The organism is Streptomyces sp. NPDC016562 (assembly GCF_043076955.1).
GTDB lineage: Bacteria > Actinomycetota > Actinomycetes > Streptomycetales > Streptomycetaceae > Streptomyces.
Window position 1 is genome coordinate 567671 of record NZ_JBIBRZ010000003.1, and the last position, 23251, is coordinate 590921.

A 23251-nucleotide genomic window follows, 5' to 3' on the forward strand; every position below is an offset into this window, starting at 1 on the left:
GCTCAGAGCGGCTCGTTTCCAGACCGTACTGCACAACAGCAAACGGGGAGAACTCATCATGCAGATCAAGCGAACTCTCGCTGTCGGCGCCTGCGCCTTCGCCCTGTCCATGGTCCTCGCACCGGCGTCGGCGACGGCGCTGGAGGCGGATACGGGTGGTAACGCCTCGGCGCCGCTCCTGGCACGGTTCATCGAGGGCGGCGGGGCGACGGATTTCGCTCTCCAAGCCGAGCCCGCCGTCGGGTACATCTACAACCAGAGCGGCAAGTGCCTGGAGATCTCGAACTCCTCCACCGCCAATGGCGCGCGGGCCCAGCAGTGGGACTGCAACGGGCAGGCCGGCTCGAACTGGAGCATGGCTGACGCGGGTGGCGGCACCTACTACCTCGTCAACGCCCACAGCGGAAAGTGCCTGGAGATCGAGAACTCCAGCACGGCCAACGGCGCGCGGGCCCAGCAGTGGGACTGCAAGGGCCAGGCCGGCTCGAAGTGGAAGTTCTACGTGGTCGGGGGCACCGCCGCACGGGTCGTCAACGCCAAGAGCGGAAAGTGCCTGGAGATCGAGAACTCTTCCAAGTCCAACGGTGCGCGGGCGCAGCAGTGGGACTGCAACGGGCAGTCCGGGGCGTACTGGCACTAGGGCGCCACGCCCGGCCGAGAAGGCCGAGAACCATGACCTCCGTGCGGCTCCGGACCGCACGGAGGTCTTTTTTCACACCCTGACGGCGGGGCCGGTGCGGCGCAGGACGCGCAGGGAGTCGGTGACCGAGATCTCCTCGAAGGCGCCGGAGGCCAGGGCGCGCAGGTAAATCCGGTACGGGGCCTGGCCGCCGTCGGCCGGATCCGGGAACACGTCGTGGATGACGAGCGTGCCGCCCGGCGCGACGTGCGGGGCCCAGCCCTCGTAGTCGCCGGTGGCGTGCTCGTCGGTGTGGCCGCCGTCGATGAAGACGAAGCCGAGCTTGCCGCCCCAGGCCGCGGCGACCTGCGGGGAGCGGCCGACGATCGCGATCACGTGGTCTTCGAGACCCGCGCGGTGGAGGGTGCGGCGGAAGGTCGGCAGGGTGTCCATCAGGCCGATCTCCGGGTCCACGACGCTCGGGTCGTGGTATTCCCAGCCGGGCTGCTGCTCCTCGCTGCCCCGGTGGTGGTCGACGGTGATCGCGGCCACCCCGGCCTCGCGGGCGGCGTCGGCGAGCAGGATGGTGGAGCGACCGCAGTACGTCCCGACCTCCAGCAGCGGCAGGCCCAGCGCGGCGGCCTCGGCGGCCGCGCCGTACAGGGCGAGGCCCTCGTGTACGGGCATGAACCCCTTGGCGGCCTCGAAAGCGGCAAGGGTCTCCGGCTTGGGGGTGGCGGCCATGGGTTCCTCCGGCGTTCAGCGTGTCGTGGCGGCCCATGGTGCCCTACCGCCCGGTAGGGCACCATGCCGGGGCCGCCCGGCCCGGTTGACCCGTCCCCGCCGTCGCGTCAGCCGTCGACGTCCGCGCACATCGCCTGGACCGCGACGTCCACCGGGGCGGGGCTGTCGTTCCGGACGCCGGCGTCCCAACGGGTGTTGTCCGATCCGGGCGCCACCCCGGACCCCCTTCGTCTGCTACTTCAGCAGGCTGGCGAGGCCGGTGGCCCTGGCCGGCGCCGGGGACAGCCCGGAGACGACGCCGGTGAGCTGGCGCTTGGCGTCCCGGACGGTGGGAGTGAGGAAGCGCAGCGACAGCAGGTCGTCCAGGCCGAGGGGACTGGCGCTCGGGCGCCCGGGGGTGGGGGCGGCCTGGGCGGCCGGAGCGGAGGCGAGCCCGACGGCGAGCGCCAGGGCCGCCCCCGACACGATGCGGGAAACGGTGAGGTGAGCCATGAAGGCCCCAACGCCCTTGCAGCCGCCCGGTTATGGGCCCTGGTCAGGGCGGGGCGGTTCTTTCGCCCGACTGGAGCCGCCGATTACGCGATTCGGGCTACCTGCGCGCGACCGTGTGGTTACGCTCGGCTACGGAGACCACGAGACGAGCTTGAGGGGTGGCAGCCCATGGTCGGCGTCCGCGTACTCGACCCCAGCGCATCGCCGCTGGACTACTACGCTTACGAACTCCGCCGGTTGAGAGAGGCCGCCGGGCTCAAGCAGGCGCAACTGGGCGAGATCATCTACTGCACCGGCTCCTTGGTCGGCATGATCGAGAACACGAAGCGGGTGCCCACGCGGGACTTCTCGGAGCGGGTGGACGCGGCGCTGGGCACGGACGGGCACTTCTCGCGGCTGGTAGGGCTTGTCCTGCGGAGTCAGTTGCCTACGTGGTTCCAGGCGTTCGCGGAGATGGAGGCGCGGGCGGCGTACCTCTCTACGTATCAAGCACAGCTGGTGGATGGGCTGTTGCAGACGGAGCCGTACGCGCGCGCGGTGCTGCGGGTGTGGAACGAAGAGAACCTTGACGCCAGAGTGGCCGCCCGGATGGAACGACAGCGCATCCTTGACCGCGAGAACCCGCCACTGATGTGGGTGGTGCTCAGCGAGGCTGTGCTCCACCAGGAGATCGGCGGGCGGGAGGTTATGCGGAACCAGCTCGCGCACTTGCTGGCCCAACAGAAGCGGCAGTGGGTTCAGGTGCAGATCCTGCCGTTCGATGCGGGTGCCCACGCGGGACAGCCGGGCTCGTTCAGCCTCCTGCGACTCGAAGACGAGCATGATCTCGTCTACACCGAGGACTTCGTCCAGGGTCATATGACGGCCAATCCGCAGGCTCTCAAGGAGGGTTCGCTCCGATACGATCATTTGCAGGCCGCCGCCCTCTCGGTGGAGAAATCGGCGGCACTGATCGCCCGCGTAATGGAGGAACGCTATGGAGACCATCCAGAACCTGACGGGCGCGCCGTGGCGTAAGTCCTCGTACAGCGCTGACACCGGCGGTGAGTGCGTCGAGTGCGCCCCGCTCGGCGCCGCCGCCTGGCGTAAGTCTTCGTACAGCTCCGACACCGGCGGCCAGTGCGTCGAGGTCGCCACCCAGCCCTGCCTGATCGCTGTCCGGGACTCCAAGATCCCCGACGGGCCCGCCTTCACCGTCAGCCCCACCGCGTTCGCCGCGTTCGTCAGCGCCCTGTAAGAGGGCAGCCCGCCCCGCGCCGCCTCAGGCGCGGGGCTTCGCGCGGACGTGCATGCGCTCGCCCTGTCTGCCGAAGAGGCTGAGGACTTCCACCGGGCGCCCGTCCGCGCTGCTGAACCAGTGGGGCACGTGGGTGTCGAACTCGGCGACCTCGCCCGCGCCGAGGACCAGGTCATGCTCGCCGAGGACGAGCCGTAGCCGGCCGTCGAGTACGTACAGCCACTCGTAGCCCTCGTGCGCGCGCAGGACCGGCTCGGTGCCCCGGTCGGGGATGATCATCTTGTACGCCTGGAGGGGGCCCGGGGTCCGCGACAGCGGGACGTACGTGCCGCCGCTCGCCAGCTTGCCCGGGGTCGCCCGGACCCGGGGGTCGCCCACCTCGGGCGCGCCGACGAGGTCGTCCAGGGGGACCTGGTAGACGCCCGCGAGCGGGAGCAGCAGTTCCAGGCTGGGGCGCCGCTGGCCGGATTCCAGTCGGGACAGGGTGCTCTTGGAGATGCCGGTCGCCTCGGACAGCGCTGCCAGGGTGAGGCCGCGCTGGGCGCGCAGCCGCCTGAGCCGGGGGGCGACCTCGTCGAGGACGGTGCGGTAGGGCGCGTCCGGTGTCTCGGGTGCGTCCGATGCGTGGGGGCTGGCCATGGGGGTCATTCCATCCGGCTGTCCCGGAAACGGCAACAGGAGTTGCCGCCCTTCGCGCGGCGGACGCACGCTCCGCGCCATGAACACAGACCTGACCTCAGTCAAGAGTGCCGAGCAGGGGCGGTCCGGGACGCGGCCGCCGTCGGCCCGCTGGGCGCTCGCCGGGCTGTCGCTGTCCGTGCTGCTGTCCTCGCTCGGCACCAGCATCGCCAATGTCGCCCTGCCGACCCTGGCCGACGCCTTCACCGCTTCCTTCCAGAGCGTCCAGTGGGTCGTCCTCGCCTACCTCCTGGCCATCACGACCCTGATCGTCAGCGTCGGACGGCTCGGGGACCTCATGGGACGCCGCCGACTGCTGCTGGCCGGAATCCTCCTCTTCTCCGCGGCCTCGGTGGTGTGCGGGCTGGCGCCATCCCTGGGGGTGCTCATCGCGGCGCGCACCGCGCAGGGCCTCGGGGCGGCCGTGATGATGGCCCTGACCATGGCGTTCGTCGGTGACACGGTCCCGAAGGAGCGGACGGGCAGCGCCATGGGGCTGCTCGCGACGATGTCGGCGACCGGTACCGCTTTCGGCCCGTCCCTGGGCGGAGTGCTCATATCCGGCCTGGACTGGCGGGCGGTCTTCCTCGTCAACGTGCCGCTCGGCATCGTGGCCCTCCTCCTCGCCCACCGTCATCTGCCCGCCGGGCGGCCCGCGTCCGGCGCGGAGCGGCGGCGACCCCGCTTCGACCACCTGGGCACCCTGCTGCTCGCGCTGACGCTCGGGGCCTACGCCCTCGCGATGACGACGGGCCGCGGCGGCTTCGGTGTGCTCAACGCGGCTCTCGTGGTGGCCGCCGTCCTCGGGGCCGGTCTCTTCGTGCGCGTGGAGAGGCGGGCGGCGTCGCCGCTGGTGCAGCCGGCCGTCTTCCGTGATCCGGGGCTGGGCGCGAGCCTGGGGGCCAGTGCGCTCGTCTCCACGGTGATGATGGCGACGCTGGTGGTCGGGCCCTTCCACCTCGCGCGCGCCCTCGGTCTCCAGGCGGCCGCCGTGGGCCTCGTCCTGTCGGTCGGCCCGCTGGTCGCCGCGCTGGCCGGAGTGCCGGCCGGCCGCATCGCGGACCGCTTCGGCGCCCATCGCATGACCGTCGCCGGGCTCGCAGCCATGGCGGTCGGCGCGCTCGTCCTGGCCGCGCTGCCGAGCAGTCTCGGCGTCCTGGGGTATGTGTCCCCGCTCGTGGTCGTGACCGCCGGTTACGCGCTGTTCCAGACGGCCAACACCACCGCCGCCATGGCGGACGTCCGGCCGGACCGGCGGGGTGTCGTCTCCGGGATGCTCAACCTCTCGCGCAACCTCGGGCTGATCACCGGTGCTTCCGTGATGGGCGCCGTGTTCGCCTTCGCGTCGGGGACGAGCGACATCACGGCGGCGGGCGCCGGGGCCGTCGCCACCGGCACGCGGGCCACCTTCGCCGTCGCGGCGCTGCTGATCGGCCTCGCGCTGGCCCTCGCGGTGGCGGGCCGGGCCCGGACGGCACGACGCGCCGTCATCTGACCTTCCGTCAGAATGGAACGTGTTCTACTCTGGCCCGCGACCGGGACCCGGTGACCGACCGGACCGGGCGGGAGAGGGTGGGGCGAGGATCCGTATGGGCATCGGAATCACGCAAGAACAAAGGGAGTTGGCCGAGGCGGTGCGCGGCTGGGTGGCGCGGGCCGTGCCGCCCGAGGAGGTGCGCAAGCTCCTCGACACCCCGCCGCAGACCGGCGCGCGGCCCGCCTACTGGGACGCCATGACCGCGCAGGGTCTGCTCTCCCCGCACCTCGACGGCGGGACGCTGCTCGACCTCGCCGTCGTCGTCGAGGAGGCCGCCCGGGCCGCGCTGCCCGGGGCGTACCTGCCGAGCGCGCTGGCCTCCGTCCTGCTGGACCGGGCCGGCGCCGAGCCCCTCGCGGGCCGGGTCGGCGCCGTCGCGCTCGGCCCGGGGGCGCTGAGCGCCGTCGCCGTCGAGGGCGGCGGGTACCTGCTCGACGGGCTCGCGCCGCCCGTACTGGGCGCCGGCGAGGCCGATCTCGTCCTGCTCGCCGCCGAGGCCGCGCACGGCACGTGCTGGTTCGCCGTGGACGCGGCCGCGCTGGACATCCGTACGCACGAGAGCGCCGACCCGACTCGCCCCACGGCCGAAGTGCGGGCGCGCGGAGTCCTCACCGCCCCCGACCGGCTGCTGGCGGTGGACGCGGCCCTGGTCCGCGACCTGGCCTGCACGCTGTTCGCCGCCGACGCCTGCGGCACCGCCGCCTGGGCCCTGCACACCGCCGCCGAACACGCCAAGGTACGCGAGCAGTTCGGCCGGCCCATCGGCCGCTTCCAGGGCGTCAAGCACCTGTGCGCCGACATGCTGGTCCGGCTGGAGCAGGCCCGGGCGCTCGCCTGGGACGCCGCGCAGGCCATGGACGAGCCGGCGCCGGTGCGCTCGCTCGTCGCGGCCCTCGCCGCCGGGAGTGCCCTGGACGCCGCGTACTCCTGCGCCAAGGACTGCATCCAGCTGCTCGGCGGGATCGGCTTCACCTGGGAACACGACGCCCACATCCACCTGCGGCGGGCGGTCGTCGCCCGCCAGCTCCTCGGCCCCGGCGACGGCCACCGCCTGCGGGCCGTGCGGTGCGCCGCGGGCGGCGCGCGGCGCGAGCTGCGCATGGAACTCCCGGCGCGGGCCGAGACCTACCGCGCGAAGGCCCGTAGCGCCATCGCGCAGGCGCGCGGGCTCGACCCGGCCGCCGCCCGGCGGGTCCTGGCCCCCACCGGCTACACCGCGCCCTACCTCCCGCCGCCCTACGGACTGGGCGCCGGGCCCGTGGAACAGCTCGTCGTCCAGCAGGAGCTGCGCGCGGCCGGGGTCACGATCGCCGACCTCGGGATCGCCACCTGGGTCGTGCCCTCGCTGATCGCCTACGGGACGCAGGCGCAGCGCGACGCCTACGTCCTGGCGACCCTGCGCGGGGACCTCGCCTGGTGCCAGCTCTTCTCGGAGCCGGACGCGGGCTCCGACCTCGCCTCGCTGCGGACGAGGGCGGAGCGGACCGGGGACGGCTCCTGGAGGGTCAACGGACAGAAGGTGTGGACGAGTTCCGCGCACAGCGCCGACTTCGGGATCCTGCTGGCGCGCACCGACCCGGACGCGCCCAAGCACAAGGGGCTCGGCTACTTCGTCGTCGACATGAGGAACACCCCCGGCATCGACGTCCGGCCGCTGAGGGAGATCACCGGCGAGGCCCTCTTCAACGAGGTCTACTTCGACGACGCGGTCCTGCCCGCGGACGCGCTGGTCGGGGCCGCCGACGAGGGGTGGAAGGTCGCGCGCAACACCCTCGGCAACGAACGCGTCCACATGGCCGACCAGATGAGCTTCGACATGGGGCTGGAGGCCCTGCTCGCACGCTCCGCCGACCTCGACGGCTCGTACGGGGCGCGGATCGGCGCGCTGGCCGCCGAGGCGCACGCGCTGGCCTGCATCGGGCTGCGCATCACCCTCCAGCAGGTGTCGGGGCTGGAGCCGGGCGCGGGCGCCTCCGTACGCAAGCTCATCCAGACCCCGCACCAGCAGCGGACCGCCGAGCTCGCGCTCGAACTGCTGGGGCCGCTGGGCGCGGTACGGGAGGGGGCGGGGGAGCGGGCGGTGCACGGGATGCTCATGTCCCGCTGCCTGACCATCGCCGGGGGCACCACGCAGGTCCAGCTCAACGTCGTGGCCGAGCGGATCCTCGGCCTTCCCAGGGACTGAAGGGCATCAATGATGAAGTCGTACATCGTGGGCGTCGGCATGACGAAGTTCGAGAAGCCGGAGTCGCGGGACTGGCAGTACTGGGACATGGCGAAGGAGGCCGGGTCCGCGGCGCTCGCCGACGCGGGGGTGGACTACGGGCTGGTGGACCAGGTGGCGGCGGGGTACTGCTTCCAGGCCTCCACGGCCGGTCAGCGGGCGGCGTACGAGCTGGGGCTGAGCGGGGTGCCGGTCTACAACGTCAACAACAACTGCGCGACGGGCTCGACGGCGCTGATGATGGCGCGGCAGTTCGTGCAGGGCGGGATCAGCGACTGCGTGCTGGCGCTGGGCTTCGAGAAGATGAAGCGCGGCGCGCTGGGGGGCGGGTCCGACGGCGGCGACTTCGCGACCTCCCCGGTCGCCCGGCACTACGGGATCATGGCCGCGGGCCACGGCTTCGCGATGTCCCCGCCGACCGCGCAGATCTTCGGGAACGCGGCGCGGGAGCACATGGAGCGGTACGGGACGACGGCCGCGCAGCTGGCGGCGGTGGGCGAGAAGAACCACCGGCACTCGGCGAACAACCCGAACGCGCAGTTCCAGGACGTGTACTCGGTGGAGGAGATCCTGGCGGCCAAGGAGATCCACGCGCCGCTGACGAAGCTCCAGTGCTCGCCGACGTCGGACGGGGCGGCGGCGGCGCTGGTGGTGTCGGAGCGGTTCGTGGTGCGGCACGGGCTGCACGACAAGGCGGTGGAGATCGTCGCCCAGGCGATGGCGACGGACACGGAGGAGTCCTTCGCGTCGGGCTCGTGCATCGACGTGGTCGGCAAGCCGATGACGGCGGCGGCGGGGCGGAAGGTGTACGAGGCGTCGGGGCTCGGGATCGAGGACGTCGACGTGATCGAGCTGCACGACTGCTTCTCGGTCAACGAGCTGCTGACGTACGAGGCGCTGGGCATGTGCGGGGAGGGGGGCGGCGGGAAGCTGGTGGAGTCGGGCGCGACGACGTACGGCGGGCGGTGGGTGGTCAACCCGTCCGGGGGGCTGATCTCGAAGGGGCATCCGCTCGGGGCGACGGGGCTGGCGCAGGCGGCGGAGTTGGTGTGGCAGTTGCGGGGGGAGGCCGGGCTCCGGCAGGTGGCGGGGGCGGGGGTTGGGCTGGCGCACAACATCGGGCTGGGTGGGGCGGTGGTGGTGACGCTGCTGCGGAGGTAGGGCCGCGGGTTCGTTGTTGGGCCGCGGGGCCGCGCGGCTCCGCCCGGGGCGAGTGATCGGGGCTCGCCCCCCCCGCGGGGCTTCGGCCCGGGCTCAAAGATCGGGGCTCCGCCCCGGACCCCGCGCCTCAAACGCCGGCGAGGCTGGAATTCGGGGCTCCGCCCCGGACCCCGCGCCTCAAACGCCGGCGGGGCTGATTTGTGCGGCGGGGCTGGGATGGGTGCGGCTCAAAGATCGGGGCTCCGCCCCGGGCCCCGCGCCTCAAACGCCGGCGGGGCTGGAATGGCGGAGCCCGGGGCTAGCGGGGGGTCGGGACCAGTTCGCAGACGCCGTTCGTGCATTCGCGGCGCAGGCGGCCTCGGGAGAGGGTTTGGATGAGGCCGATGGTCCAGCACGTCGGGCAGCCGCGGAGGGCCAGGAAGCCGATCGGGGCGAGGAGGAGGCTGGCCGGGCCCGTGGTCGGCAGGAGGGCGAAGGCGGCTATCAGTGCGCCGAAGCCGATCGCGCCGCGTACCAGGTGCCGGGGCACGGAGGCGCTCGCGAAGTCGCGGCCGTCAGTCTTCATCGGGGGCTCCCGGGGTGGGGTCGGGGTCGGACGGGGTGTGCAGGGTGCGCTGCACCGCCGCGCGGGCCCGGTGCAGGCGCGACTTCATCGCGGCCTGGCTGAGGCCGAGCGCGTCGGCGGTCAGCCGGCCGCTGTAGCCCTGGATGTCCCGCATGATCAGCACGTTGCGCTGGTCCTCGGGCAGCGCGGCCACCGCCTTGGCCACCCGCGCCGCCTCCAGGCGCAGCACCACCTCGTCCTCGGCGGACATCGCGGCGGTGTCCGGCAGCGGCGCGCGGTGCCGCGGGATCAGCCGGGCGCGCCGCAGGCACTCGTTGCGGACGATGCGGAACATCCACGAGGCCAGCGCGCCGGAGGCCCTCAGCATCCCGATCTTGCGGTACAGGATGATCAGCGCCTCCTGGGCCGCGTCCTCGGCGTCCTCGGGCGAGGCGCACAGCGCGTGCGCGAACCGGCGTACGTGCGGGTGCGATCCGGACACCAGGGCGGTGATCGAGTCGAGGTCGCCGCCCTGCGCGGCGACGACCAGCGCCTCACCGGGCCAGGTCGTGTCAGCCACGGGACCGACCCCGCTTGCGCAGGACGAGGACCGTGCACGTGCAGAGCATGACGACGACGACGGCACCGGCGATGAGAGCGGTCACGACAAACCTCCAGGTCATGTCCCGGCGTGGTTGCCGGAACACCCATAAGAGGCGCGGCCACCGGAAAAGGATTCACCCCAGGCTGGGATCGATCACGGTTTCTCCCATCGAGGCGCGGCGGACGGCGTCCGCCAGGTCCTCGACCGGGCCGTCGCGCAGGATCAGGCCCGCCGCGCCCGCGGCCAGGGCGGCGTCGGCCAGGCCCGGGTGCGCGGACCCGGTCAGGACCAGGATCCGGCATTCCGGGTCGTCCTCCAGCAGGGGGGCCACGCTCGTGACCTCCTCCACCAGCGCCACCACCGGCCGGGCCGTGAGGTCGCGTACGACCTCGATGTCGGGCTGGAGGCCGAGCTGGAGCGCCAGGGCCGGGTTCTGCGGCTCCAGCAGGACGCGTAGCGCACGGGCCTGACGGTGGTCAACGGGCATTTCGGTCACCGGCGCAGCATATCTGACGTTGAGTCAGGAGTCTTTCCGTGCGTCTTCCCAAGTGCCGGGGCGTGCGTTATACATTCCCTCACCGGTCGGACCTAGAACGCGTTCTAGAACCGGCCGTCCCGCATGCGACCTCGGTGCGGCCGACGGTGCGGACAGCCGCACCGAGGTCTTCCAGCACGAGCCAAGAACAGGGAGCAGCATCCGTATGCCGATCGATGCCGCCAGGGCCCTCGCCGCAGAACCCCGCCAGGGGGTCATCGGCTGGGACCACAAGGACATCCAGCTCTACCACCTCGGCCTCGGCGCCGGCCGGCCCGCGACCGACCCCGACGAGCTGCGCTACACCCTCGAATCCAAGCTGCACGTGCTGCCCAGCTTCGCCACCGTCGCCGGCGCCGGCATGGCCATGCTGGGCGGCCTGGCCGCACCGGGCATCGACGTCGACCTCGCCATGGTCCTGCACGGCGGCCACTCCATCGAGCTGCACCGCCCCATCCCCGTCACGGGCCGGGCCACCTCCAGCTCCAAGGTCGCCGCCGTCTACGACAAGGGCAAGGCGGCCGTCATCGTGCTGCGCTCCGAGGTCGCGGACGCGGACGGGCCGCTGTGGACCAGCGACGCGCAGATCTTCGTACGGGGCGAGGGCGGGTTCGGCGGCGAGCGCGGGCCCTCCGTCACGTCCGAGCAGCCCGACCGCGCGCCCGACCGTACCGAGGAACGGCGCATCCGCGAGGAGCAGGCGCTCCTCTACCGCCTCTCCGGCGACTGGAACCCCCTGCACGCCGACCCCGAGTTCGCCAAGTTGGCCGGCTTCGACCGGCCCATCCTGCACGGGCTGTGCTCGTACGGGATGACCCTCAAGGCCGTCGTGGACACGGCCTTGGGCGGGGACGTGTCGCGGGTCCGCGCCTACCGCACGCGCTTCGCCGGGATCGTCTTCCCGGGCGAGACCCTGCGGATGCGGATGTGGCAGGAGCCGGGCCGCGTCCTGGTGTCGGTGACCGCCGTCGAACGCGACGACGCGCCGGTCCTGGCCGACACGGTCGTCGAGCACGCGTAGGACCCGGCACTCGGTCCGCGCAGGACCCGGCACGCCCAGCACTCGTAGCACGACACCTCACGGACTGAAGGAGCCGCACCGTGCGCGCAGCACTGCAGAGCGAGATCGGCCAGGACAAGCTGGAGGTCGTCGACGACATGGAGGCCGTGGGCCTCGGTCCCGGCAAGGTGAAGATCAAGGTCAAGGCCACCGGCCTGTGTCACTCCGACCTCTCCGCGATGAGCGGCGTCCTGCCGCAGCCCGCCCCCTTCATCCCCGGCCACGAGGGCTCCGGCGTGATCAGCGACATCGGCGACGGGGTCAGCGGCCACAGCATCGGCGACCGGGTCCTCGTCTGCTGGCTGCCGCCGTGCGGGCAGTGCTCGTCCTGCAAGCGCGGCCAGGGCCACCTGTGCCTGGCGAGCCTGGCCAACGCGGGCACCCCCAACTTCCGCCGCGCGGGCGGTGACATCTTCGGCTTCGCCGCCACCGGCACCTTCGCCGAGGAGCTCGTCGTCGACGCCGCGTGCGCCGTCCCGATCCCCGACGACGTGCCCTACGACATCGCCGCCCTCATCGGCTGCGGCGTCACCACCGGCCTCGGCGCGGCCATCAACACCGCGCAGGTGCAGGCCGGTTCCTCGGTCGCCGTCATCGGCTGCGGCGGCGTCGGCATCTCGGTCATCCAGGGCGCCAAGGTCCAGGGAGCGGCGCAGATCGTCGCCGTCGACCCGGTGGAGTCGCGGCGCGAGGGCGCCCTGCGGTTCGGGGCGACGGAGGCCGTCTCGCCGGAGGCCTTCGACGACGCCAAGAACCGGATCACCGGCGGCGATGGCTTCGACTACGTCTTCGAGGTCGTCGGCAAGTCCGCCACCGCCCTGACCGCCTACAAGATGACCCGGCGCGGCGGCACCGTCGTCATCGTCGGCGCGGGCGCGCTCGACGACAACTTCCAGATCGACATGTTCTCGCTGTTCTTCGACGAGAAGCGGATCCTCCCGTCGATGTACGGCGGCGGGGACGTGCTGCGCTCCTACGAGCGCACCATCGCGCTGTGGCGGGCCGGCCGCGTGGACCTGGCCGGCCTGATCACCCACCGGGTGCAGCTCGCCGAGATCAACGACGCACTCGACCAGATGCGCACCGGCGTGGCCCTGCGCACGTGCATCGAACTCTGACGCTCCGCCGACCAGTCTGAGGGGAACCGTACGGATGTCACTGCCACTTGAGGGACTCTCCGCCATCGTCACGGGCGCCGGCCGCGGACTGGGCCGGGCCGAGGCGATCGAGCTCGCGCGGCTCGGCGCCGGCGTGGTCGTCAACGACTTCGGCCAATCCGGGCGCGACGGCTCCGGGGAGGCCTCGGCCACCCCGGCCGAGGAGGTGGCCGCGGAGATCCGCGCCGCGGGCGGCCGGGCCGTGGCGCACCTGGGCGACGTGGCCGATTTCGCACAGGCGCGCGAGCTGGTCGAGCTGGCGGTGAGCAGCTTCGGCAAGCTCGACATCCTGGTCAACAACGCGGGCATCCTGCGCGACCGGATGGTCTTCTCGATGTCGGAGGAGGAGTGGGACTCGGTGATCCGGGTCCACCTCAAGGGGCACTTCAACACCACGCACTTCGCGTCCGCGCACTGGCGCGAGCGCTCGAAGGCGGCGGGCGGCCCGGTCTACGGCCGGATCATCAACACCTCCTCCGAGGCCTTCCTCGGCGGCTCGGCCGGCCAGCCCAACTACGCCGCGGCCAAGGGCGGCATCGTGGGGCTGACCACCTCGACCGCCCTGGCCCTGGCCAAGTACGGGGTGACGGCCAACGCCATCTGCCCGCGCGCCCGCACCCGGATGACCGAGGACGTCTTCGCGGGCTTCCAGGTGCCGCAGGAGGGCAGGCTGGACGCCCTCGCCCCCGAGCACGTCTCGCCGCTCGTCGGGTACCTGGCCTCACCGGCCGCCGCGAAGGCCAACGGCCAGCTGTTCGTCGTACACGGCGGCATCGTGGCCGTGATGGAACGCCCGAAGGTGGCGGCCAAGTTCGACACGGGCAAGGAGGCCTTCTCCTACGAGGAGCTCGACGAGGTCCTCACCCCGCACTACGCGTCCCGGCCGGCGAACGAGACCTTCGCCGCGACGGAGGTCCTGGGCCTCAAGCACGGCTAGGCGCGCTCACACACGGCTGGGCGTAGCGCTCTTCGGGTCGTCGGCGCGGCTGAGGGCGCTGGGCCACCAGGCGCGCGGCCCGATGTCCAGCACCAGGGCGGGGACGAGCACGGACCGCACGAGGAGGGTGTCCAGGAGGACGCCGAAGGCGACGATGAAGGCGATCTGCGCGAGGAACGCGAGCGGGATGACGATCAGCGCGGCGAAGGTCGCGGCGAGCACCACGCCCGCCGAGGTGATCACTCCGCCCGTCGCCGTCAGCCCGCGCAGGACGCCCTCGCGCGGGCCGTGCAGCAAGGACTCCTCCCGTACCCGGGACATGAGGAAGATGTTGTAGTCCACGCCCAGGGCGACGAGGAAGACGAAACCGTACAGCGGCACGGACGCGTCGGTGCCGCTGAATCCGAAGACGTGCCGGAAGACCAGCGCGGCCACCCCCAGCGTGGCCAGGTAGTTCAGCGCCACCGTCGCCACCAGCAGCAGGGGCACGGGGAACGAGCGCAGCAGCAGGACGAGGATCGCCAGGATGATCACCAGGACGACGGGCACGATCAGGTTCCGGTCCTGCTGTGCGGTGCGCTGGGTGTCGTACTGCTGGGCGGTGTAGCCGCCCACCAGGGCACGGGCCTGCGGCACGGCGTGCACCGCGGCCCGCAGCCGTCCCACCGTCTCCTTCGCCGCGTCGCTGTCCGCGGCGTCCTCGAGGGTCGCCTCGATCCGTACCCGCCCGGCGGCCGGTGCGGCCCCCGCGTCCGGTCCCGGCCGTACGACGGCCGAGGCCACGCCCCGGGTGCCCTCCGCCGTGGCCCGTACCTCCTCGGCCGCGGCCGCGTCGGTCACGATGACGGCCGGGTTGCCCGAGCCGCCGGGGAAGTGCGCGCCCAGGGTCTGCTGGGCCGTCACGGACGGCGCGTCGTTGACGAAGATCTCGTCCAGCGGCACGCCCTTGGCGGACAGCGTGGGCGAGAAGCAGGCCAGGAGGGCGAGCAGCAGGGCCGCCGACACCCACACGCGCCGCGGCGAACGGTCCACGAGGGCGGCGACGCGCCGCCAGACGGCGTGCCCGCCGCGGGCCCCTTCGGCCGGCTTCGGCCTGGCCGGCCAGTACGCGGCCCGGCCCAGCAGGACCAGTACGGCCGGCAGGAACGTCAGCGCGCCGAGCACGGCGCACACGATGCCGATGGCCCCGACCGGGCCCAGGGCGCGGTTGTTCGTCAGATCGCTGGCGAGCAGCGCGAGCAAGGCGAGGGCGACCGTCGCGGCGCTCGCGGTGATCGCGCCGAAGGAGCGCCGCAGGGCCGCGCGGGCCGCGGCGAACCGGTCGTCCCGTTCGGCGATCTCCTCGCGGAAGCGGGCCGCGAGCAGGAGGGCGTAGTCGGTGGCGGCCCCGATCACCAGGATCGAGAGGATGCCCTGCACCTGCCCGTCGACCCGCACGACGTCGTGGCGGGCCAGGACGTAGACGACGGCGCACGCCAGCGACAGCGAGAAGACGGCGCCGAGAATGATCACGAAGGGCAGCAGGGCGCTGCGGTAGACCGCCAGCAGGATCACGAGCACCGCGCCGAGCGCCACGCCCAGCAGGAGGCCGTCGATTCCGCCGAAGGCCTTCGCCAGGTCGGCCTGGGTGGCCGCCGGTCCCGTGAGCTGCGCGGTGGTGCCCGGTACGGCTTCGGCCGCGGCACGGATCCGGTCCAGCGTCGCGGCGAGATCGTCCCCGAGGTCGGGCTCCAGCTGGACGACGCCCCGCAGCGCTTCGCCGTCCTCGGAGGGCAGGGCGGGCGAGGGCGCGCCCACCACCCCGGGCACCCCTCGGAGGGCCGCCAGCGCGCGCGTGGCCGACTCCTGCTGCGCGGGTGTGACGGGCCCCCGGTCGGCGGTCCAGACGGCGATGGCGGGGAGCGTCTGCGCCTGGCGCAGCGCCTTCTGCTCGGCGGCCACGGCCGTGGACTCGGCGCTCCGGGGCAGGAACGCCGCCCGGTCGTTGGAGGAGACCTCGCCGAGCTTCCCCGCGTACGGGCCGAAGGCGCCGCCGATCGCGAGCCAGACGACGACGAGGACGACGGGCAGCACCCATCGGACGTGTCGGTGTGCGGTGATGCCCAACGCTGCCCCGTCTCACTCGGTGTCCACGCGACGAGTCCACCACACGAACTCCTGGAGCGGCGCCTGCAGAGGCCGTTACAGCGGCGCCTGCTGGAGCGGTACCGGGCGGGGCGCGGGCACCGAGGGGTCCACCCGTACGGGGGACGGGGACGGGTCCACCCGTACGGGGGACGGTGACGGGTCCACCCGGACGGGCGGGGGCGGCGACACCGGCAGGGCCAGGTGCGCGATCCCGCACGGGACCTCGGGCGTGGCGTACGGGAGGTGCAGGCGGCCCTGCGGGCTCCACAGACCCGTGCCGAGCCAGCCCACGGGCGCGCCGAGGCGGAACACGTGCCGGTCGGCGGGGCGCCACAGGCCGATGCCCGCCGCGCCGAAGCCCGCCCCGCCGCCGGCGCCGGGCGGGGCCCCGGCGTCCTCGAACCGCAGCGCGACCCCGCAGGTCTCCGGCATCAGGGCCTGGCCGGGCTGCGCCGCGAAGGGATGGGCCCGGCCCAGCCGGGCCAGGCACTCGGGGAAGCGGACCGGCCGGGAGCTGCCCAGCACTCCCCAGCCCAGCCGGGCTTCGCCGGGGGCGTCGGAGCGGATCAGCAGCAGCCCGCTGTCCGGGTCGGCCAGCAGCAGCCGGTCCTCGCTGTGCTCGGTGATCTGGAGCAGCGGGGAGGTCGCCCCGCCGTTGCCGAGGTCGACGGCGACGGCCTTGGTGGCGCCCTCCAGTTCGCGGTCCAGGGCCAGCAGCCGGCCCGCCCGGTCCAGCCACACGCCGCCCGAGCACCGCCCGGGGATCCGGGCGACCGGCCGGGGCCCGAAGGGGACCCCGGCCACCTGCCAGACCGTGGTCACGGTGTCCGCCGCGGCCAGGGCGAAGGCCGTGGCCCCGTCCGGGGACGGCGGGAGCAGACGTACCCGTAGGCCCTCCTGCGCGTCCACCGCGCCGAGCGTCAGCTCCCCGGTGCGGGGCCCGCCGGCGCCGCCGCCCGTCGGGTACAGCAGCGCGAAGGCGTGGCGGTCCGCGACCCGCCGGTGGATCAGCACCCGACCGTCGGCCAGCGGCAGCAGCTCGCTGTCGGCCTCCTCCGGCTGCGCGAGCGGCAGCGGAACCGCGTACGGCTCGGGCCCGCCCAGGGTCCACCGCTCCGCGTAGCGGGCCTCGCCCTGTCCGGCGAGCCGGGCGGCGTACGACCCGTCCGCGGCGATCGTGAACGGGACCGTGGTCGTCATGTCGATGGCACAGACAGTCATCCGGCCGTCACCTCCGGCGAGGAAGGTAGTTTTCGCACTTCCGCCGAACAACATCAAGCAACCCCGCTTCATACATATGGGTGTCCGTACGGCGATTCCCCTGTGGTGGGCGGGACGGTTGTGCTGTGTCATTTCGGGGTGTTTGGGGTGGAAGGAGGTGAGGTGGGCCTCAGTTCCACGGCGTCGCCGATCCGCGTCGGCAGGGCCTTGGGCGGGTCGTGGGCGGGTCGTGGGCGGGCTCCGGTCGGCCGGGCGGGGCGGTCGCCGCGGACGGTAGCCTTGGCCTGTGCCCCGTCTCTCTGAAGTCATCGCCGCGCTGGACGCTCTCTGGCCCCCCTCGCGGGCCGAGCAGTGGGACGCCGTCGGCACCGTCTGCGGCGACCCCGACGCCGAGGTCACCCGGGTCCTGTTCGCGGTGGACCCCGTCCAGGAGATCGCGGACGAGGCCGTGAAGCTGGGCGCCGACCTGATCGTCACCCACCACCCGCTCTACCTGCGCGGCACCACCACCGTCGAGGCCGGCACCTTCAAGGGCCGCGTCGTGCACACGCTGATCAAGAACGACATCGCGCTGCACGTCGCCCACACCAACGCCGACACCGCCGACCCGGGAGTCTCCGACGCCCTCGCCGGCGCCCTGGACCTGCGGATCACCGGCCCGCTGGTGCCCGACGCGAGCGACCCCGAGGGTCGCCGCGGCCTCGGCCGCATCTGCGAACTCGACCACCCCGAGACCCTGCGCGCCTTCGCCGCCCGAGCCGCCGCCCGGCTGCCGCAGACCGCCCAGGGCATCCGCGTCGCAGGCGACCCCGACGCCATGATCCGTACCGTCGCCGTCAGCGGCGGCTCCGGCGACAGCCTCTTCGAGCAGGTCAGGGCCGCGGGCGTGGACGCCTTCCTGACCGCCGACCTGCGCCACCACCCGGTGTCCGAGGCCCGCGAGCAGAGCCCGCTCGCCCTCGTCGACGCCGCGCACTGGGCCACCGAGTGGCCCTGGTGCGAGCAGGCCGCCGCGCAGCTCGACGCCATCTCCGAGCGCCACGGCTGGGGTCTGCGGACCCACGTCTCGCGCACGGTCACCGACCCGTGGACGGCGCACGCGCCGTCCGTGACACCCCCTTCTATCTCTGGAGCCCCCAACTGAACGCCGAGCCCGCCGACCAGATCCGACTTCTCGACATCCAGGCCCTGGACGTCCGGCTGTCTCAGCTCGCCCACAAGCGCAAGTCTCTGCCCGAGCACGCCGAGGTCGACTCGCTGACCAAGGACCTCACGCAGCAGCGTGACCTGCTCGTCGCCGCGCAGACCCAGGCCAGCGACGCGGCCCGCGAGCAGACCAAGGCGGAGCAGGACGTCGACCAGGTGCGCCAGCGCGCGGCCCGCGACCAGCAGCGGCTGGACTCCGGCGCCGGCGTCTCGGCCCGCGACCTGGCGAACCTGCAGAGCGAGGTCGTCTCCCTCGCCAAGCGCCAGGCCGACCTGGAGGACGTGGTCCTGGAGGTCATGGAGCGCCTGGAGGCCGCGCAGGAGCGGGTCACCGAGATCACCGACCGCGTCGCCGCCCTGGAGGCCAAGCTCACGGACGCCACCGCGCGCCGCGACGCCGCCACCGGCGAGATCGACGCCGAGGCCGCCAAGATCGCCAAGGACCGCGAGGTCATCGTCGCGTCCATGCCGACGGACCTGATGGCCCTGTACGAGAAGATCCGCGCCAAGCAGGGCGGGGTCGGCGCCGCGCGCCTGTACCAGCGCCGCTGCGAGGGCTGCCGGCTGGAGCTCGACATGGCCGAGGTCAACGAGATCAAGGCCGCGTCCCGGGAGCAGGTCGTGCGTCACGAGAACTGCGGCCGCATCCTCGTCCGTACGGCCGACTCGGGCATCTGATGCCGCGGTTTGTCGTGGAGGCGGACGGCGGGTCCCGGGGCAACCCGGGCCCCGCCGGCTACGGCGCGGTCGTCCTCGACCCGGAGACGGGCGAGACGCTGGCCGAGCGCGCGGAGTACATCGGCGTCGCGACGAACAACGTGGCGGAGTACAAGGGCCTGATCGCCGGGCTCCAGGCGGCGCGCGAACTGGCCCCGGCTGCGCAGGTCCTGGTCCGGATGGACTCCAAGCTCGTCGTCGAGCAGATGTCGGGCCGCTGGAAGATCAAGCACCCGGACATGAAGCCGCTGGCGGCGCAGGCGGCGCAGATCCTGCCCGCGTCGCAGGTGACGTACGAGTGGATCCCGCGGGACCGCAACAAGCACGCCGACCGTCTCGCCAACGAGGCCATGGACGCCGGCCGGCTGGGCCGGCAGTGGGAGCCGTCGGCCTCCACGGCGGCCCTCGACCACGGCGCCGCCCGCGTGGTGGCGGCCTCCTCCGCTCCGCCCGCGTCCGGGCCGCCGGGTGACGCGGCGGCGGGCGCGGCAGCCGTCCGCGCGGCGCTCGCGTCGGCGGGCGGCCGCACCCGGGCCGGTGCAGCCGTCTCCCCTGAACCAGCCCTCGCGGACACGCTGTTCGGGGACCCCGAAGCCCTGACGGGACCGGGACACCCGGCGGCGCCCGCGGCGCACGAGCCCGCGGCGGACACGCTGGTCATCGAGCCGTGCCTCGACTCCGACACCCCGGCGACCCCGCCGACCCCCGCGGCCGAGCCGTCCGGCGCGGCCGACACCACCGCCGCGGTGGCGGCCGCCGCCCCCGGGTGGGGCCCCGACATGGGCGCGCCCGCCACCTTCGTGCTGCTGCGGCACGGCGAGACCGCGCTCACCCCGCAGAAGCGCTTCTCCGGCAGCGGGGGATCGGACCCCGAGCTGTCCCCCGCGGGCAGGCGCCAGGCCGCCGCCGTCGCGGAGGCGCTGGCCGCACGCGGCACGGTCCAGAGCGTCGTCACCTCCCCGCTGCGCCGCTGCCGCGAGACCGCCCGGGCCGTCGCCGACCGGCTCGGCCTCGACGTGACCGTCGAAGAGGGCCTGCGCGAGGTGGACTTCGGCGCCTGGGAGGGCCTGACCTTCGCCGAGGTGCAGGAGCGCTTCCCGGACGACCTCCAGGCCTGGCTGGACTCCCCGAAGGCGGCCCCCACGGGCGGCGGCGAGAGCTTCGCGGCAGCCACCCGCCGGATCTCCGCCACCCGCGACCGCCTCCTGGCCGCGCACGCGGGCCGTACGGTCCTGCTGGTCACCCACGTGACCCCGGTCAAGATCCTGGTCCGCCTCGCCCTGGGAGCCCCGCCCGAAGCACTGTTCCGCATGGAACTCTCGGCGGCCTCCCTCTCGGCGGTCGCCTACTACGCCGACGGCAACGCCTCGGTCCGTCTCCTGAACGACACGTCCCACCTGCGCTGAACCAACAGCGCCAGCCCCGACACGCGAAAACCCCCGTCACCGGAAGCCCGGCGGCGGGGGCGGCGCCGCTCAGCGGCAGGCCAGCCACCCCGAAGGGGGGTGGGAAGGGCAGACGAGCCGGCCTGTACGCCGGGTTCTGTCGCCCGGAGACCTCGCGGTCGCCGGGGAGACGGCCATCCATCTAGGACCGGTGTTGCCACCGGCCTCGTGCGGTCTACCCGCGAACTCGGGCGGGCAGCCCTCAAGCGTTCGCGCAGACCCGTCCGAAGACGGATCCTCTTGACCTTGCTCCGGGTGGGGTTTACCTAGCCGCCTGAGTCACCTCAGGCGCTGGTGGTCTCTTACACCACCGTTTCACCCTTACCGGGGACCGAAGCCCCCGGCGGTCTGTTTTCTGTGGCACTGTCCCGCGGGTCACCCCGGGTGGGCGTTACCCACCACCCTGCCCTGTGGAGCCCGGACGTTCCTCGGCGGGATCCGGGGATCCCGACGCGGCCGCCCGGCCGACTCGTCTGCCGTGGCGACCATGTTACCGGCTGGCTCGTCGCCGCCCGACCTCGACGAGTCCTCCCCGTCACGCCGGGGCGAAGAGGACCTTCGCCGTGCCCGGGTCCGCCTCCGTCAGGCGGACGCGGATGCGGTCGCCGAGGGGGAGCTCCTCGGTGGACCGGATGCGGCCGACCACCGCGGGGTCCTCCAGGTGGACGGTGCCCACCAGCGGCTCCCGGTCCTTGACGTCGATGACCGTGGCGTCGAAGGTCTCGCCGACGCGGTCCTTCAGTACGGCGGCCTCGACCAGGTCCACGCATTCGCGCTCCGCCGTGTTCGCCAACCGGGTGCCCTGCGCCATCCGCTCGGGCAGCGCGTCCAGCGCCGCCACCGCCCACTGCGGGGGCTCGGCCCCCGCGGCCGCCGCCACGCACAGCTCGCCCGCGTACCGGTCGACGAGCCGGCGCAGCGGCGCGGTGCAGTGGGCGTACGGGGCCGCCACCGCGGAGTGGATCGCCGGGTCGGGGCTCCGGCCGCCGGTGAAGGCGGTGTAGCCGGCGCCGCGGAGCAGGCCGGTGCACTCCTGGAGGAAGGCCGCGTGGGCGGGGCGGTGCGGGTCGAGGGAGCGGACGAGTTCGGCGTACGGGACGTGGTGCGGCCAGTCGATCCGCAGGGCCTTCGCCGCCCGCCGGAGCCTGCCGACGGCGCCGTCGGGGGCGCTGGGCAGGGTGCGCAGGATGCCCTGACCGGCGGCCAGCATCAGATCGGCGGCGGCCATCCCGGTCATGAGGGAGATCTGCGCGTTCCAGCCGTCCGCGGGGAGCGGGGCGCGGTAGGCCAGGGCGTACGAACCGTCGTGCGCGACGACCTCCTGCTCGGGCACGTTGAGGGAGATGCCGCCGCGTTCGCGTTCCAGGGCCTCGCGCAGGCGGCCGACGTCCTCCAGGAGCGCGAGGGGTTCCTCCGCCGTGCGGGTGTCGATGGCCTTCTGGGCGCCGGCGTAGTCGAGTCTGGCCCGGCTGCGGACCAGGGCGCGGAGCACGTCCGTGGTCTCGATGCGGCCGTCGGCGTCCAGGTCGAGGCGCCACACGAGCGCGGGGCGGGTCTGGTCGGGCAGCAGGCTGGCCGCGCCCTCCGAGAGCGCGGCCGGGTGCAGGGGGATCTTCCCGTCGGGGAAGTAGAAGGTGGTGACGCGGCGGTGGGCCTCGGCGTCGAGCGGGCCGCCGGGGGTGACGAAGGCGGCGACGTCGGCGATGGCGTAGTGCACGCGGTAGCCGCCGCCGGAGCGTCGGGCCAGGTGCATGGCCTGGTCGAGGTCGACGGAGCCCGGAGGGTCGATCGTGAAGAAGGGGACGTCGGTGCGGTCCACATCGGGGAGGCGGGGGTGGCCGGCCGCGTGCTCGGCCTCGGCCAACACCTCGGCCGGGAAATCCCCCGGTACGTCCAGCTTCGTCCGCAGTTCACGCAGCGCGGCCCGCAGAGCAGCCCCGTCTGCGCCGGTCATGTGCATCTGACGGCGTGGCATGGCCCGAGCCTATGGGCGCCGGGGCCGGACGGCACGGCGAGCCGTCTACCCTGGCCCGGGGGCCGCATCCCCTGCGCCGTGTCGTATTGAAGGAGAACCACCGTGCTCGTGCTGCTGCCGCCGTCCGAAGGAAAGGCCGCCGGCGGCTCCGGCGCACCGCTGAAGCCGCAGTCGCTGTCCCTGCCCGGTCTGGCCCCGGCCCGTGCGGCGGTGCTGGAAGAGCTGGTCGAGCTGTGCGCGAGCGACGAGCTCAAGGCGCGCGAGGTGCTGGGTCTGAGCGAGGGGCTGCGCGGCGAGGTCGCGAAGAACGCCGCGCTGCGCTCGGCGCCGGCCCGCCCGGCGGGGGAGGTCTACACGGGCGTGCTGTACGACGCGCTGGGCCTGGCCGACCTGCCGCCCGCCGCGCGGGAGCTCGCCGAGCGTGCGCTGCTGGTGTTCTCGGGGCTGTGGGGCGCGGTGCGGATCGGCGACCGGATCCCGTCGTACCGCTGCTCGATGGGCGTGAAGCTGCCGGGGCTGGGGGCGCTCGGGGCGTACTGGCGGGGCCCGATGGCGGAGGTCATGCCGCAGGCCGCCGCGTCGGCCGCCTCTGCCGGGGGCGGGCTGGTGCTGGACCTGCGGTCGGCGGCGTACGCGGCGGCGTGGAAGCCGAAGGGGGAGCTGGCGGGACGGACCGCGACCGTGCGGGTGCTGCACGCGCAGGTGGTCGACGGGGTGGAGAAGCGGTCGGTGGTCAGCCACTTCAACAAGGCGACCAAGGGCCGGCTGGTCCGGGACCTGCTGATCACGGGCTCGGCCCCGGAGTCACCGGCGGAGCTGGTCACCGCCCTACGGGACCTGGGCTACGTGGTCGAGGCCGAGGCCCCCGCGAAGGCGGGCAAGGCCTGGCCCCTCGACGTGGTGGTGACGCAGATCCACCATTGACCCGCCGCTGCCGGGGGCGCCGCCCCCGGACCCCCGCGCCTCAAACGCCGGCGGGGCTGGGAATGTAGCCTCGCCGGCGCCAATTCCAGCCCCTCCGGCGTTTGAGG

Annotated in this window: 22 protein-coding genes and 1 other RNA gene; 13 read left to right on the plus strand and 10 right to left on the minus strand. The window is 73.5% G+C overall.

Features of this window, described 5'->3' with window-relative positions:
- Positions 1-58: 58 nt before the first annotated feature.
- Positions 59-640 carry an RICIN domain-containing protein gene (locus ACF059_RS17720; RefSeq protein ID WP_392057769.1) on the plus strand — a complete coding sequence of 194 codons (582 nt, stop codon included), beginning with the start codon at positions 59-61 and terminating at the stop codon, positions 638-640.
- Positions 641-712: 72 nt separating this feature from the next.
- Here the strand turns inward: ACF059_RS17720 and ACF059_RS17725 are convergent, their stop codons facing one another.
- Together ACF059_RS17725 and ACF059_RS17730 are read right to left on the minus strand one after the other, a co-directional pair.
- Positions 713-1363 carry a class I SAM-dependent methyltransferase gene (locus ACF059_RS17725; RefSeq protein ID WP_392057772.1) on the minus strand — a complete coding sequence of 217 codons (651 nt, stop codon included), beginning with the start codon at positions 1361-1363 and terminating at the stop codon, positions 713-715.
- Between the two features lie 234 nt (positions 1364-1597).
- On the minus strand, positions 1598-1855 hold the full coding sequence (locus ACF059_RS17730; protein WP_392057775.1) for a hypothetical protein: 258 nt from the start codon (positions 1853-1855) through the stop codon (positions 1598-1600).
- A gap of 168 nt (positions 1856-2023) precedes the next feature.
- On the opposite strand from ACF059_RS17730, the gene ACF059_RS17735 reads away from it, so the two are divergent.
- Entirely contained in the window at positions 2024-2872 is an 849-nt protein-coding gene (locus tag ACF059_RS17735; protein WP_392057778.1) for a helix-turn-helix transcriptional regulator, read from the plus strand.
- Positions 2832-3092, plus strand: coding sequence for a DUF397 domain-containing protein (locus ACF059_RS17740; protein WP_392057781.1), 261 nt, complete (start codon positions 2832-2834; stop codon positions 3090-3092). Before ACF059_RS17735 ends, ACF059_RS17740 begins: the two co-directional genes overlap by 41 nt.
- Before the next feature lie 24 nt (positions 3093-3116).
- On the opposite strand, the gene ACF059_RS17745 is transcribed toward ACF059_RS17740, so the two are convergent.
- Positions 3117-3731 (minus strand): helix-turn-helix domain-containing protein, encoded by a 615-nt coding sequence (locus ACF059_RS17745; protein WP_392057784.1) that lies wholly within the window; start codon positions 3729-3731, stop codon positions 3117-3119.
- A 79-nt stretch (positions 3732-3810) separates the two neighbouring features.
- Between ACF059_RS17745 and ACF059_RS17750 the strand changes: the two genes are divergently transcribed.
- The 3 genes from ACF059_RS17750 to ACF059_RS17760 all read left to right on the plus strand — a co-directional run bounded on the left by ACF059_RS17750 (position 3811) and on the right by ACF059_RS17760 (position 8692).
- Positions 3811-5265, plus strand: a complete 1455-nt coding sequence (locus ACF059_RS17750; RefSeq protein ID WP_392057787.1) for an MFS transporter — start codon at positions 3811-3813, stop codon at positions 5263-5265.
- 94 nt (positions 5266-5359) lie between these two features.
- The gene (locus ACF059_RS17755; protein ID WP_392057790.1) at positions 5360-7492 is read left to right on the plus strand and encodes an acyl-CoA dehydrogenase; all 2133 of its coding nucleotides are present in this window, start codon (positions 5360-5362) and stop codon (positions 7490-7492) included.
- Positions 7493-7504: 12 nt separating this feature from the next.
- Positions 7505-8692: a beta-ketoacyl synthase N-terminal-like domain-containing protein gene (locus ACF059_RS17760; RefSeq protein WP_392058153.1), complete on the plus strand. Its 1188-nt coding sequence runs from the start codon at positions 7505-7507 to the stop codon at positions 8690-8692.
- Between the two features lie 298 nt (positions 8693-8990).
- Here ACF059_RS17760 and ACF059_RS17765 read toward each other — a convergent pair whose 3' ends face one another.
- The 3 genes from ACF059_RS17765 to ACF059_RS17775 form a co-directional block, all read right to left on the minus strand.
- Complete coding sequence (locus ACF059_RS17765; protein WP_392057792.1) at positions 8991-9257, minus strand: hypothetical protein; 267 nt, start codon at positions 9255-9257, stop codon at positions 8991-8993.
- Positions 9247-9816 carry an RNA polymerase sigma factor gene (locus tag ACF059_RS17770; RefSeq protein WP_392057795.1) on the minus strand — a complete coding sequence of 190 codons (570 nt, stop codon included), beginning with the start codon at positions 9814-9816 and terminating at the stop codon, positions 9247-9249. The genes ACF059_RS17765 and ACF059_RS17770 overlap by 11 nt, the downstream gene beginning before the upstream one ends.
- A 157-nt stretch (positions 9817-9973) precedes the next feature.
- A complete protein-coding gene (locus tag ACF059_RS17775; RefSeq protein WP_361953419.1) occupies positions 9974-10327 on the minus strand; it encodes a DNA-binding response regulator in 354 nt (117 codons plus the stop codon).
- A 214-nt stretch (positions 10328-10541) separates the two neighbouring features.
- Between ACF059_RS17775 and ACF059_RS17780 the strand changes: the two genes are divergently transcribed.
- The 3 genes from ACF059_RS17780 (at position 10542) to ACF059_RS17790 (ending at position 13529) form a co-directional block, all read left to right on the plus strand.
- The gene (locus ACF059_RS17780) at positions 10542-11396 is read left to right on the plus strand and encodes a MaoC/PaaZ C-terminal domain-containing protein (protein WP_392057798.1); all 855 of its coding nucleotides are present in this window, start codon (positions 10542-10544) and stop codon (positions 11394-11396) included.
- 80 nt (positions 11397-11476) lie between these two features.
- Positions 11477-12553, plus strand: coding sequence for a Zn-dependent alcohol dehydrogenase (locus ACF059_RS17785; RefSeq protein WP_392057800.1), 1077 nt, complete (start codon positions 11477-11479; stop codon positions 12551-12553).
- A 34-nt stretch (positions 12554-12587) separates the two neighbouring features.
- Complete coding sequence (locus ACF059_RS17790) at positions 12588-13529, plus strand: 3-oxoacyl-ACP reductase (protein ID WP_366867679.1); 942 nt, start codon at positions 12588-12590, stop codon at positions 13527-13529.
- A gap of 6 nt (positions 13530-13535) precedes the next feature.
- On the opposite strand, the gene ACF059_RS17795 is transcribed toward ACF059_RS17790, so the two are convergent.
- Together ACF059_RS17795 and ACF059_RS17800 are read right to left on the minus strand one after the other, a co-directional pair.
- Positions 13536-15635, minus strand: a complete 2100-nt coding sequence (locus ACF059_RS17795) for an MMPL family transporter (protein WP_392057803.1) — start codon at positions 15633-15635, stop codon at positions 13536-13538.
- Between the two features lie 75 nt (positions 15636-15710).
- On the minus strand, positions 15711-16877 hold the full coding sequence (locus ACF059_RS17800) for a hypothetical protein (protein WP_392057806.1): 1167 nt from the start codon (positions 16875-16877) through the stop codon (positions 15711-15713).
- Between the two features lie 286 nt (positions 16878-17163).
- On the opposite strand from ACF059_RS17800, the gene ACF059_RS17805 reads away from it, so the two are divergent.
- The 3 genes from ACF059_RS17805 to ACF059_RS17815 are packed head-to-tail and all read left to right on the plus strand — an operon-like array spanning position 17164 to position 20206.
- Positions 17164-18021 (plus strand): Nif3-like dinuclear metal center hexameric protein, encoded by an 858-nt coding sequence (locus ACF059_RS17805; protein WP_392057809.1) that lies wholly within the window; start codon positions 17164-17166, stop codon positions 18019-18021.
- Positions 18018-18761 (plus strand): C4-type zinc ribbon domain-containing protein, encoded by a 744-nt coding sequence (locus tag ACF059_RS17810; RefSeq protein ID WP_360897962.1) that lies wholly within the window; start codon positions 18018-18020, stop codon positions 18759-18761. Before ACF059_RS17805 ends, ACF059_RS17810 begins: the two co-directional genes overlap by 4 nt.
- Positions 18761-20206: a bifunctional RNase H/acid phosphatase gene (locus ACF059_RS17815; RefSeq protein WP_392057812.1), complete on the plus strand. Its 1446-nt coding sequence runs from the start codon at positions 18761-18763 to the stop codon at positions 20204-20206. The genes ACF059_RS17810 and ACF059_RS17815 overlap by 1 nt, the downstream gene beginning before the upstream one ends.
- 109 nt (positions 20207-20315) lie before the next feature.
- On the opposite strand, the gene rnpB is transcribed toward ACF059_RS17815, so the two are convergent.
- Positions 20316-20717, minus strand: an RNA gene (gene rnpB, locus ACF059_RS17820) — RNase P RNA component class A.
- Between the two features lie 63 nt (positions 20718-20780).
- Positions 20781-22220, minus strand: a complete 1440-nt coding sequence (locus ACF059_RS17825; RefSeq protein ID WP_392057814.1) for an RNB domain-containing ribonuclease — start codon at positions 22218-22220, stop codon at positions 20781-20783.
- Positions 22221-22322: 102 nt separating this feature from the next.
- On the opposite strand from ACF059_RS17825, the gene yaaA reads away from it, so the two are divergent.
- Positions 22323-23144, plus strand: a complete 822-nt coding sequence (yaaA, locus tag ACF059_RS17830; RefSeq protein WP_392057816.1) for a peroxide stress protein YaaA — start codon at positions 22323-22325, stop codon at positions 23142-23144.
- Positions 23145-23251: the final 107 nt, after the last annotated feature.

Bases quoted from the DNA above. Each gene is read 5' to 3' on its own strand.
- ACF059_RS17720 (WP_392057769.1), top strand. From the start codon at position 59: ATGCAGATCAAGCGAACTCTCGCTGTCGGCGCCTGCGCCTTCGCCCTG.
- ACF059_RS17725 (WP_392057772.1), bottom strand. From the start codon at position 1,363: ATGGCCGCCACCCCCAAGCCGGAGACCCTTGCCGCTTTCGAGGCCGCC.
- ACF059_RS17730 (WP_392057775.1), bottom strand. From the start codon at position 1,855: ATGGCTCACCTCACCGTTTCCCGCATCGTGTCGGGGGCGGCCCTGGCG.
- ACF059_RS17735 (WP_392057778.1), top strand. From the start codon at position 2,024: ATGGTCGGCGTCCGCGTACTCGACCCCAGCGCATCGCCGCTGGACTAC.
- ACF059_RS17740 (WP_392057781.1), top strand. From the start codon at position 2,832: ATGGAGACCATCCAGAACCTGACGGGCGCGCCGTGGCGTAAGTCCTCG.
- ACF059_RS17745 (WP_392057784.1), bottom strand. From the start codon at position 3,731: ATGGCCAGCCCCCACGCATCGGACGCACCCGAGACACCGGACGCGCCC.
- ACF059_RS17750 (WP_392057787.1), top strand. From the start codon at position 3,811: ATGAACACAGACCTGACCTCAGTCAAGAGTGCCGAGCAGGGGCGGTCC.
- ACF059_RS17755 (WP_392057790.1), top strand. From the start codon at position 5,360: ATGGGCATCGGAATCACGCAAGAACAAAGGGAGTTGGCCGAGGCGGTG.
- ACF059_RS17760 (WP_392058153.1), top strand. From the start codon at position 7,505: ATGAAGTCGTACATCGTGGGCGTCGGCATGACGAAGTTCGAGAAGCCG.
- ACF059_RS17765 (WP_392057792.1), bottom strand. From the start codon at position 9,257: ATGAAGACTGACGGCCGCGACTTCGCGAGCGCCTCCGTGCCCCGGCAC.
- ACF059_RS17775 (WP_361953419.1), bottom strand. From the start codon at position 10,327: ATGCCCGTTGACCACCGTCAGGCCCGTGCGCTACGCGTCCTGCTGGAG.
- ACF059_RS17780 (WP_392057798.1), top strand. From the start codon at position 10,542: ATGCCGATCGATGCCGCCAGGGCCCTCGCCGCAGAACCCCGCCAGGGG.
- ACF059_RS17790 (WP_366867679.1), top strand. From the start codon at position 12,588: ATGTCACTGCCACTTGAGGGACTCTCCGCCATCGTCACGGGCGCCGGC.
- ACF059_RS17800 (WP_392057806.1), bottom strand. From the start codon at position 16,877: ATGACTGTCTGTGCCATCGACATGACGACCACGGTCCCGTTCACGATC.
- ACF059_RS17815 (WP_392057812.1), top strand. From the start codon at position 18,761: ATGCCGCGGTTTGTCGTGGAGGCGGACGGCGGGTCCCGGGGCAACCCG.
- ACF059_RS17825 (WP_392057814.1), bottom strand. From the start codon at position 22,220: ATGCCACGCCGTCAGATGCACATGACCGGCGCAGACGGGGCTGCTCTG.